Genomic DNA, 10,774 nt, shown 5'->3' on the forward strand with positions numbered 1-10,774 from the left:
ATACGTGTAGTGTGGCGAAGGCGCTGGTTTGGGGCCGCTGCGCAGCCCAGCGGGAGCAAGCTCCCTCGCCACAGTTTCTGGGCATTGGTTGAATCGGTCATAGCGCAGTATCCAAGGCAGCATCGGTACGCACGCCGCGCCAGGCGTTGAAGCGGTGGCGCGCGCGGTCAAGATAGAGGTAGACCACCGGGGTGGTGTAAAGGGTCAGGATCTGGCTGAACACCAGCCCGCCGATAATGGTCAGGCCCAGGGGCTGGCGCATTTCGGCGCCATCGCCGGAACCGAGCAGCAACGGCAAGGCGCCCAGAATGGCCGCGAGCGTGGTCATCAAAATTGGCCGCAGGCGCAACAGGCAGGCGCTACGGATCGATTCCAACGGGCTCATGCCGTCGTGGCGCTCCAGTTGCAGCGCCAGGTCAATCATCAGGATCGCATTTTTCTTCACCACGCCGATCAACAGGAACAGACCCAGCAGGGATATCAGGCTGAATTCACCGCCCAGCAGGTAGATCGACAGCAGCGCGCCGACACCGGCCGATGGCAAGGTCGACAGAATGGTCAGCGGGTGAATATAGCTTTCATACAGAATGCCCAACACCAGGTACACCGCCACCAGCGCGCCCAGAATCATGAACGGCTGGCCCTTCTGCGTCGCCGCAAAGGCATCGGCGGTGCCGGCCATTTTGGCAATAACGTCTTCCGGCAAACCGACCTTGGCAATCGCCCGCTCGATGGCGGCCGTGCCCTGCTCCACCGTTACCCCGGGCGACATGTCGAAGGCGATGTTTTCCGAGGCGAACTGGCCTTCATGGCTGACACGGTCGTCGGCCAGGCTGTTTTCGTAATGGGCAATGGTCGACAACGGCACCCGCGCGCCCGTGGAAGTGATCACCTGCATCTGGTTCAGGGTGATCGGGTCCTGGGCGTATTTCGGGTTGACCTCCATCACCACCTGGTACTGGTTGAGGCTGTCATAGATGGTGGAAATCTGCCGTTGACTGTAGGCGTTGTTCAACACCGAGGTAACCATGCTCATGTCGATGCCCAGGCGCTTGGCCTGGTCGCGGTCGACCACCAGCGTCACCTGCGCCGCACCGCGCCCTTCGCGGGCGTCGATGGCGGTCAACTCCGGTAGCTCGCGCATGGCCGCGACCACTTTCGGGTACCACAGGCGCAACGCAGCCAGGTCGCCGCTTTGCAGGATGTAGGAGTATTGGGCGCTGGTCTGGTCCCGGCTGCCGCCAAATTGCAGGTCCTGGTCGGCCATCAGGAACAGCCGTCCGCCCGGCACCAGCGGCACTTCTTTGCGCAGACGCTCGATCACCGCCTGGGCCGAGAGCTTGCGCTCGGCAATAGGCTTGAGGCGCACCAGCATCACCGCGTTGTTGGTGCCGTTGTTGCCGCCGATAAAGCCCGCCACGCTGAGTACTGCCGGGTCCTTGAGCACCGCCTTGCGGAAGGTTTCCATCTTCGGCTGCATCACATTGAACGACAGCCCGTCATCACCACGTACGAAGCCGATCAACTGGCCGGTGTCCTGCTGCGGCATGAAGGTTTTCGGTACCACCACGTACAACGCGATGTTCACGCCCACGGTAATCAACAGGCTCAGCAGGGTCAGGCGGCGATGGCGCAGCACCCAGTCCAGGCTGGCGGCGTAGGCCGCAACCATGCGGTCGTTGACCTTCTGGCTCCAGCGCTGCAAACCGGTCATGTGCCCCTTGATGTGCGGTTTGAGCCAGCGCGCGCAGAGCATCGGGGTCAAGGTCAGCGAGACGATCAGCGACACAATGATCGCCGCCGACAAGGTGATGGAAAACTCACGGAACAGATTGGTGACAATGCCGCCCATAAACAGGATGGACAGGAACACCGCCACCAGCGACACGTTCATCGACAGCAAGGTAAAGCCGACTTCCTCGGCGCCCAGGTACGCCGCCTTCATCGGCGGCACGCCCTCGTCGATATGCCGGGAAATGTTTTCCAGCACCACGATGGCGTCGTCCACCACCAGGCCGGTGGCCAGGATCAACGCCATCAGCGAAAAATTGTTCAGCGAAAACCCAAACAGGTACATCACCGCAAAGGTGCCGACCAGCGACACCGGCACCGCCAGGGTCGGGATCAACGAGGCGCGGAAGTTACCCAGGAACAGGTACACCACCAGCACCACCAGGGCCACGGCAATCAGCAGGGTCATCTCGGCTTCATGCAGGGTCGCGGTGATCACCGGCGAACGGTCCATGGCCAGGTTGAGCTTGACGCTGGACGGCAGCACCGCCTGCAGCGCGGGCAACTGGGCCTTGATCTGCCGGACGGTCTCGATGATGTTGGCGCCGGACTGGCGGTTGATCACCAGCAGCACCGCCGAATCATTGTTGAAGAAGCCGCTGTTGTAGCGGTCTTCCACGCCATCGCTGATCTTCGCCACATCGCCCAGGCGCAAGGCTGCGCCGTTCTGGTAGCGGATCAGCAGCGGCTCGTAGTCCTTGGCCTTTTCCAACTGGTCATTGGCCTGGATCTGCCAGTTACGCTCGCTGTCTTCCAGGGAACCCTTGGGCCGCCGCTGGTTGGCATTGGCGATGGTGTTGCGCACATCGTCCAGGGCCACGCCGTACTGGTCCAGAGCCTTGGGCTCCAATTCGATACGCACCGCCGGCAAGGAACTGCCGCCGATCTGCACTTCGCCCACCCCCGGCACCTGGGACAGGCTTTGCGAGAGGATGGTCGAGGCAAGGTCGTACAACTCGCCCTTTTGCAATACGTCGGAGGTCAGCGAGAGCACCATGATCGGTGCCTGGGACGGGTTGATCTTTTTGTAGGTCGGCATGCTGCGCATGCCACTGGGCAGCAGGTTGCGCGAGGCATTGATGGCCGCCTGCACTTCCCGCGCCGCACCGTTGATATCACGGTCGGAGTCGAATGCCAGAATCACCCGCGTGGAGCCTTGGCTCGATGAGCTGCTCATGGTGGTGATGCCGGCAATCGCGCCGAATGAGCGTTCCAGCGGCGTCGCCACGGTAGATGCCATCACCTCGGGGCTGGCGCCGGGCAAGCTGGCCGACACCACGATCACCGGGAAGTCGATCTGCGGCAACGGCGACACCGGCAGCAAGTTGAAGCTCACGCCACCGAGCAACATGATCGCCAGGCTCAGCAGCATGGTGGCTACCGGCCGGCGAATGAAAGGTCCGGACAGGTTCATGACTCAACCGGCTCCAGGCTCTGCGGTTCTTTGCGCCAGCGGCGGCCAAGGCGGTCGAAATACAGGTAGATCACCGGTGTGGTGAACAGCGTCAGCACCTGGCTCACCAGCAAGCCGCCGACCATCACCAGGCCCAGCGGTTGACGCAACTCCGCGCCGGAACCCGTGGCCAGCATCAGTGGCACCGCACCAAACAAGGCCGCCAGGGTGGTCATCAAAATCGGCCGAAAGCGCAGCAAAGCGGCCTGATAAATCGCAGTCTGCGGGTCCAGGCCCTGGTTGCGTTCGGCGTCGAGAGCGAAGTCGATCATCATGATCGCGTTCTTTTTGACGATACCAATCAGCAGGATAATGCCGATGATCGCGATCATGCCCAGGTCATTGCCACTGAGCAGCAACGCCAGCAAAGCGCCCACTGCGGCGGATGGCAGCGTGGAAAGAATCGTGATCGGGTGAATGTAACTCTCGTACAACACGCCGAGCACGATGTACATGGTCACCACCGCCGCCAGGATCAGCAGCAAGGTGCTCGACAGCGAGGCTTCGAAGGCCTGGGCCGCGCCCTGGAACTGGGTCTGCACGCCCACCGGCATACCGATGTCCTTCTGGGTCTGGTTGATCAGCTCCACGCCTTTGCCCAGGGCGACACCAGGCGCCAGGTTGAACGACATCATCACCGCCGGGAACTGGCCGATATGCGCAATTGCCAGTTGCGCCTGACGCTGCTCCACATGCGCCAGGCTCGACAGCCGCACCTGGCCGCCGTCGGTGGTTTTCACATGGATCTGGTTGAGCGCCGCCGGCCCCAGGGTTTCACCCGATTGCGCCTGCAATACCACGCGGTACTGGCTGGCCTGGGTGTAGATGGTGGAAATCTGCCGCTGGCCGAAGGCGTCGTACAGCGCATCGGTGATGGTCGACACACTCACGCCCAGGCGCGAGGCTGCATCACGGTCGATCACCAGGAACACTTGCAGGCCCTTGTCCTGCAGGTCGCTGGCCACGTCGGTGAGTTCCGGCAACTGGCTGAGGGCGTGCACCAGCTTGTCGCTCCACAGCGCCAGCAGGTCGGCGTCCGGCGAGGACATGCTGAACTGGTACTGGGTGCGGCTCACGCGGTCTTCAATGGTCAAGTCCTGCACCGGCTGCATGAACAGGCGAATGCCCACCAGCTTGTCGATCTGCGGTTGCAGGCGCGTGATCACCTGGGCCGCGCTCACGTCGCGCTGGCCGTGGGCCTTGAGGTTGATCAGCAAACGGCCGCTGTTGAGGGTCGCGTTGTCGCCATCCACACCAATGTAGGACGACAGGCTTTCAACCGATGGGTCGGCCAGGATCACCTTGGCCAACTCCTGCTGGCGCTGGCTCATGGCGGCAAACGAAATCGACTGCGGTGCTTCCGATATGCCCTGGATCACCCCGGTGTCCTGCACCGGAAAAAAGCCCTTGGGCACCACCAGGTACAGCACCACGGTAAGGCCCAGGGTGGCGATGGCCACCAGCAGGGTCAACGGCTGGTGCTTGAGCACCCACTGCAATTTGCGCCCGTAGGCTTCGATCAACCAATCGATCCAGGCGCCGCTGGCCTTGTAGAAACGGCCTTGTTCTTCTTCCTTGGGCTCACGCTTGAGCAGGCGCGCGCACATCATCGGCGTCAGGGTCAGGGACACCACCAGGGAAATCAGGATCGCCACCGCCAGGGTGATGGCAAATTCGCGGAACAGCCGCCCGACCACATCGGCCATGAACAGCAGCGGAATCAGTACCGCGATCAGCGACAGGGTCAGGGAAATCAGGGTGAACCCGATTTGCTTGGCGCCCTTGAGCGCAGCCGCCATGGGCGTCTCGCCTTCCTCGATGTAGCGCGAGATGTTCTCCAGCATCACGATGGCATCGTCCACCACAAACCCGGTGGCGATGGTCAGTGCCATCAGCGTCAGGTTGTTGATGGAGAAGCCCGCCAGGTACATCACGCCAAAGGTGCCCACCAGCGACAGCGGCACGGCGATCGACGGAATGATCGTGGCGCTGACCCGGCGCAGGAACAGGAACGTGACCATCACCACCAGGGCAATGGCGATCAGCAATTCGTGCTGTACGTCCTTCACCGAGGCCCGAATGGTCTGGGTACGGTCGGTAAGCACCGTCACATCCAGGCCTGCGGGCAGGTTATCGGTGATGCTCGGCAGCAACGCCTTGATGCGGTCCACCACCTCGATCACGTTGGCACCGGGCTGGCGCTGGATATTGAGCAGCACCGCCTGGTTTTCATTGGCCCAGGCGGCAAGGCGCTCGTTTTCGGCGCCGTCGACGATCTGCGCCACGTCTTTAAGGCGCAGCGGCGCGCCATTGTTGTAGGCCAGGATCAACTCGGCGTATTGCGCAGGCGAGACCAACTGGTCGTTGGCATCGAGCATGGAGACGCGTGTGGGGCCGTCAAAGTTGCCCTTCGGCTGGTTGACGTTGGAGGCGGCGATCAGGGTGCGCACGTCCGACAGGTTCAAGCCGTTGGCCGCCAGGGCCTCGGGGTTGACCTTGATGCGCACGGCCTGGCGCTGGCCACCGGCGATGCTGACCATGCCGACGCCGCTGATCTGCGCAATTTTTTGCGCCATGCGCGTGTCAACCAAGTCGTTGAGCTTGGGCAAAAGCATGGTCTTGGAGGTAATTGCCAGGGTCAGCACCGGGGTGTCTGCCGGGTTGACCTTGTTGTACACCGGCGGCGCCGGCAAATCCTTGGGCAACAGGTTGGTCGCGGCGTTGATCGCGGCCTGCACCTGTTGCTCGGCGACATCCATATTGATGTCGAGGTTAAAGCGCAGGGTCAGCACCGAGGCGCCGCCCGAACTGGTCGACGCCATCTGTGTGAGGCCGGGCATTTGCCCGAACTGACGCTCCAGCGGCGCAGTGACCGCGCTGGTCATCACGTCCGGGCTGGCGCCTGGGTACAGGGTCATCACCCGGATCGTCGGGTAGTCCACCTGGGGCAAGGCCGAGACTGGCAACAAACGGTAAGAAATAATGCCGGCCAGGACAATGGCCAGCATGCTCAGCGTGGTGGCAACCGGGCGAAGGATAAACAGTCGCGACAGGTTCATGAACCGACCTTTTGCGCCTTGCCGGCGTTAGCGCCGGTCTCCCCTTTTGCCGCAGGCTTGCCTTGCAGGTGTTCGGTCGGCGTGGTCGGCACTTCGCTGCTGGCGTTGACCACCTCAATGTCGCTGCCGTCCTTGAGGCGATCGGTGCCTTCCAGCACCACGCGGTCACCGGCCACCAGCCCTTCCTTGATGACGGTGTTGTCGCCATCGGTATCGCCGACCACCAAGGGTTGCATCTTGACCTTCTTGTCGCCGTCGAGCTTGTAGACGAAGGTGCCGCTGTTGCCGAACTGGATCGCGGCGGACGGTGCCAGTACCACATTGTGCAAGGTGTCGGCCAGCAGGTGCACATTGACGAACTGATTAGGGAACAGCGCCTGGTCCTTGTTATCGAAACGGCCTTTGAATTTGAGCGTGCCGGTGGTCACGTCGATCTGGTTGTCCAGGCTCTGCAACACGCCGAGCGCCTGCTGCTTCACATCGCCACGGTCCCAGGCTTCCACGGGCAGTTTGTTGCCGGCGTGGTAACGGCTGAGCACGGTGTCGAGGGTGTTTTCCGGCAGGGTGAAGACCACACTGATCGGCTGGGTCTGGGTGATCACCGCCAGGAAGGTGGTGTCGTTGGCCGCCACCAGGTTACCGACGTCGACCTGACGCAGGCCGACCCGGCCACTGATCGGCGCGCGAATCTTGGTGAATTCGAGGTTGAGCTTGGCGTCGTCGACCGCACCCTGGTTGGTCTTGACCGTGCCCTGGTACTGCATGACCAGGGCTTCGGCGGTGTCCAGGGTCTGTTTGGCGATACTGTCCTGGGCATACAGGTCGCGGTAACGCTGCACGTCAACCTGGGCGTTTTTCAGTTGGGCCTGGTTCTGCAGGAGCGTGCCCTGGGCCTGGAGCAAGGCGTTCTGGTAGCTGCGCGGGTCGATCTCCGCAAGCAGGTCGCCCGCCTTGACCATCTGCCCTTCTTCAAAGGCGATCTTGACCAGCTCACCGCCCACCCGGCTGCGCACATTAATGGTATTGAGCGCGGTCACCGTGCCCAGGGCCTTGTAGTACACCGGGAACTCGCCCAGCACCGCCGGTGCCACGCGCACGGGGATCGGGCCGGTGGAACCACCGAAACCGGGCCGCGCCATCCCCGTCTTGCCGGTATGCCCGGCCGGTTTCTGCGCGGTGTCATCTTTATGGCCGGCGGGCCAGAATTTCCAGCACAGGCCGGCGATGACCAACAGCACGAGCAGGCCGAACAGCCAGCGGCGGGAATTGCGGGGGGAGGATTGCATGGAGTGATCAACCATTGGGCGCGAGAGCTTCTTCTTTGGGAGGCTGAAAGATAAGCACTGGGGCGCATTAAGAAAAGCGCCTTTACCGGCTATTTACCTTGGATTACAACTTTTAACGGTTGACCTTAGTCCGTTGGCTATTTGGCTAAACGTCTGAAGCACAAATAAAAACGGCCTGGACTAGGCCAGGCCGCAATCTTGCCGCAAGCGTGCTACTGCAAAATGACAGTAATGCGCCGAAACAGTTACTTCAAAACAGCCAGGGCTGCTTCGTAGTTTGGCTCTTGGCCGATTTCAGGCACCAGTTCGCTGTGCAGCACGTTGTTGTTTTCGTCCAGTACCACCACGGCACGGGCGGTCAGGCCTCGCAGCGGGCCGTCGGCCAGGGACACGCCGTAGTCTACGGCGAAGTCGGCGTTGCGAAAGTCCGACAGGCTCAGCACGTTGTCCAGGCCTTCGGTGCCGCAGAAACGCTTCTGGGCAAACGGCAGGTCAGAGGAGATGCACAGTACAACGGTGTTGCTCAAATCGTTGGCCTGGGCGTTGAACTTGCGTACTGAAGTGGCGCAGGTCGGGGTGTCGACGCTTGGGAAGATGTTCAGCACTTTGCGCTTGCCGGCGAATGTTTCCAGGGTCGCCTCAGACAGGTCTACAGCGACAAGGCTGAACTCAGGAGCGGTGGCACCGGTTTTCGGCAATTCGCCTTCAACCTGGACAGGGTTACCACGAAGGGTGACTTGGGCCATGAACGGAATCCTTATGCTGGGTTTTGGTTAAACGAATTCGAGAGGCCGAAGTTAACCACAAACTGAGGTGGCTACCTACCGCCAGACACAAATTCTCATGTCGCCATGGTGTGCTTTAATTGCGCGTTTTTTGCCCACCCTTCAAGGATCCGCTTTAGATGAATCAGCCCGCCACCAAAGTCCTGGTCATTGGTTATGTCTGGCCGGAACCCCGCTCCTCCGCCGCCGGCGGGCATATGATGCAGATTCTGCAAAGCTTTCTGGACCAGGGATGGGACATTACTTTCAGCAGCCCGGCGACCCTTGGCGAACACAAGGCCGACTTGCCCGCCCTGGGCATCGCCGAGTGCGCCATCGAGCTCAACAACAGCAGTTTCGACGATTTTATCCGCGCGTTAGCCCCGGACATCGTGCTGTTCGACCGTTTCATGATGGAAGAGCAGTTCGGCTGGCGCGTTGAGCAATGCTGCCCGGATGCCTTGCGCGTGCTGGAAACCTCCGACCTGCAAAGCCTGCGCGATGCGCGCCATCAGCGCTTCAAGGCCCACCTCAAAGCTCACCCCGACAGCGACGATTTCAGCGCACTGTTCAAGCCGGCCCTGCAGGAAGAGTTCCAGTGGATGGCCGACACCGACCTCGCCAAGCGCGAGATCGCCGCCATTTACCGCTGTGATATCAGCCTGATGATTTCCGATGTGGAAATCCGCCTGCTCACCGAGCAATTCAAGGTGCCGGCCGCCCTGCTCCACGGGTGCCCGTTGATGCTGGAGCCGCCGACCGAAGCCTTTGCGCCGTTTGAAGATCGCGCGCACTTTCTCAGCATCGGCAATTTCCGCCACGCGCCCAATTGGGATGCGGTGCTGTGGATGAAGAACAGCGTGTGGCCGTTGATCCGCCAGCAACTGCCGGCTGCACAGCTGCATATCTACGGCGCCTACACGCCGCCCAAGGCCACCGCACTGCACAACCCGGCGCAAGGTTTTCATGTGATGAATTGGGCTGAAGATGCGCTGCAGGTCATGGCCGCCGCGCGTATCTGCCTGGCGCCGCTGCGTTTTGGCGCCGGCATCAAGGGCAAGCTGATGGATGCCATGCTTTGCGGCACGCCAAACATCACTACGCCGATAGGCGCCGAGGCCATGGGTGACGAACAGCCGTGGCCGGGCAGGATCGAACAGAGTGCGCCGGCACTGGCGGCGGCGGCCGTGGCGCTGTATCAAGACCACGAACGCTGGACGCAGGCCCAGGAGGCCGGTCGCCAGTTGCTCGCCCGACGCTACGACCAGACCTTCCACGGCCCGGCCCTTGTAGACTGCCTGCAACGCTGCCGCAGCCAACTCGCTGCCCATCGTCGGGATAACTTCACCGGCAGCATGCTGCGCCACCATGCGCATAAAAGTACCCAGTACATGTCGCAGTGGATCGAGGCAAAAAACCGCAACCTGTAAAGGTTGGCGCTGGCGAGGTTGCGCGCAAGGGGGCATTATCCTGTGCAGCAACCACAATAAAGCGACGGCAGCATGACCCGAGCAATGCGCATTACCGACCCTTCCTACGAGTTGATGGACGACCACAATGGTCTGTCCATCATCTATCGCCAGCACGGCTTCCCCTGCCCGCTGGTGCGCTGGCACTTCCACAAGGAATACGAGCTGCACCTGATCATTGCCAGCGCCGGCAAGGTGTTTATCGGCGACTACATCGGCAATTTCTATCCGGAAAGCCTGTTCCTCACCGGCCCCAACCTGCCCCACAACTGGATCAGCCAGGTGGAAGAGGACGAGGTGGTACCCAAGCGCGACATGCTGGTGAATTTCACCGATGAGTTGTTTGAGCAGGGCAACCACTTGTTCGCCGAACTCAAGAGCTTGACGCCGTTACTTGAACGGGCACAGTACGGCGTCGAGTTTCGCTGCAAAAAAACCATCGCCCAGGCCATGGACCTGATGCAGCGTATCGAAGACAGCCGGGGCATGGCACGCCTTGGGCATTTCTTCATCTTGCTGGACGTATTGAGCGCCTGCGAGGACTACCAGTTGCTCTCCGGCGTAACCACGCCGCAACTGGCCGACGAGCACAGCATCGACCGCACCAACCGCGCGGTGGACTATATCTTTGCCCACTACGCGCGTGAGTTGCCTCTGGAGGAAGTGGCGGAACACCTGGGGATGAAGCCGACGTACTTTTCCCGCGTGTTCAAGCAGGCCACCGGGCGCACCTTCATCGAATTCGTCAACCGGCTGCGCATCAGCAAGTCCTGCGAATTGCTCGCGGACGGTGACAAGGCCGTCACCGATGTGTGCTTTGAGTCGGGTTTCAACAATATCTCCAACTTCAACCGGCGCTTTCAGCAGCTCAAGGGTATGACCCCTTCTCACTATCGACGCCTGGCGGTGCAACGGCTCACGGAACAGAACCTGGCGTGAACCTGTTGGCTGC

General features: G+C 61.4%; 6 protein-coding genes. 2 read left to right on the plus strand and 4 right to left on the minus strand.

The features are described from left to right. Positions 1-97: 97 nt before the first annotated feature. The 4 genes from QF043_RS15215 to tpx form a co-directional block, all read right to left on the minus strand. Positions 98-3,205, minus strand: coding sequence for an efflux RND transporter permease subunit (locus tag QF043_RS15215; protein ID WP_307419171.1), 3,108 nt, complete (start codon positions 3,203-3,205; stop codon positions 98-100). Then, entirely contained in the window at positions 3,202-6,303 is a 3,102-nt protein-coding gene (locus tag QF043_RS15220) for an MdtB/MuxB family multidrug efflux RND transporter permease subunit (RefSeq protein ID WP_305459641.1), read from the minus strand. Before QF043_RS15220 ends, QF043_RS15215 begins: the two co-directional genes overlap by 4 nt. After that, positions 6,300-7,604 carry an MdtA/MuxA family multidrug efflux RND transporter periplasmic adaptor subunit gene (locus QF043_RS15225; protein WP_307419173.1) on the minus strand — a complete coding sequence of 435 codons (1,305 nt, stop codon included), beginning with the start codon at positions 7,602-7,604 and terminating at the stop codon, positions 6,300-6,302. Before QF043_RS15225 ends, QF043_RS15220 begins: the two co-directional genes overlap by 4 nt. 230 nt (positions 7,605-7,834) lie before the next feature. Further along, entirely contained in the window at positions 7,835-8,335 is a 501-nt protein-coding gene (tpx, locus tag QF043_RS15230; RefSeq protein ID WP_307419174.1) for a thiol peroxidase, read from the minus strand. 158 nt (positions 8,336-8,493) lie between these two features. Between tpx and QF043_RS15235 the strand changes: the two genes are divergently transcribed. Together QF043_RS15235 and QF043_RS15240 are read left to right on the plus strand one after the other, a co-directional pair. After that, complete coding sequence (locus tag QF043_RS15235; protein ID WP_307419175.1) at positions 8,494-9,783, plus strand: glycosyltransferase; 1,290 nt, start codon at positions 8,494-8,496, stop codon at positions 9,781-9,783. 72 nt (positions 9,784-9,855) lie between these two features. Next, positions 9,856-10,761, plus strand: a complete 906-nt coding sequence (locus QF043_RS15240) for an AraC family transcriptional regulator (protein WP_307419176.1) — start codon at positions 9,856-9,858, stop codon at positions 10,759-10,761. Positions 10,762-10,774 lie beyond the last annotated feature (13 nt).

This window comes from Pseudomonas sp. W3I7, assembly GCF_030816095.1.
GTDB lineage: Bacteria > Pseudomonadota > Gammaproteobacteria > Pseudomonadales > Pseudomonadaceae > Aquipseudomonas > Aquipseudomonas salomonii.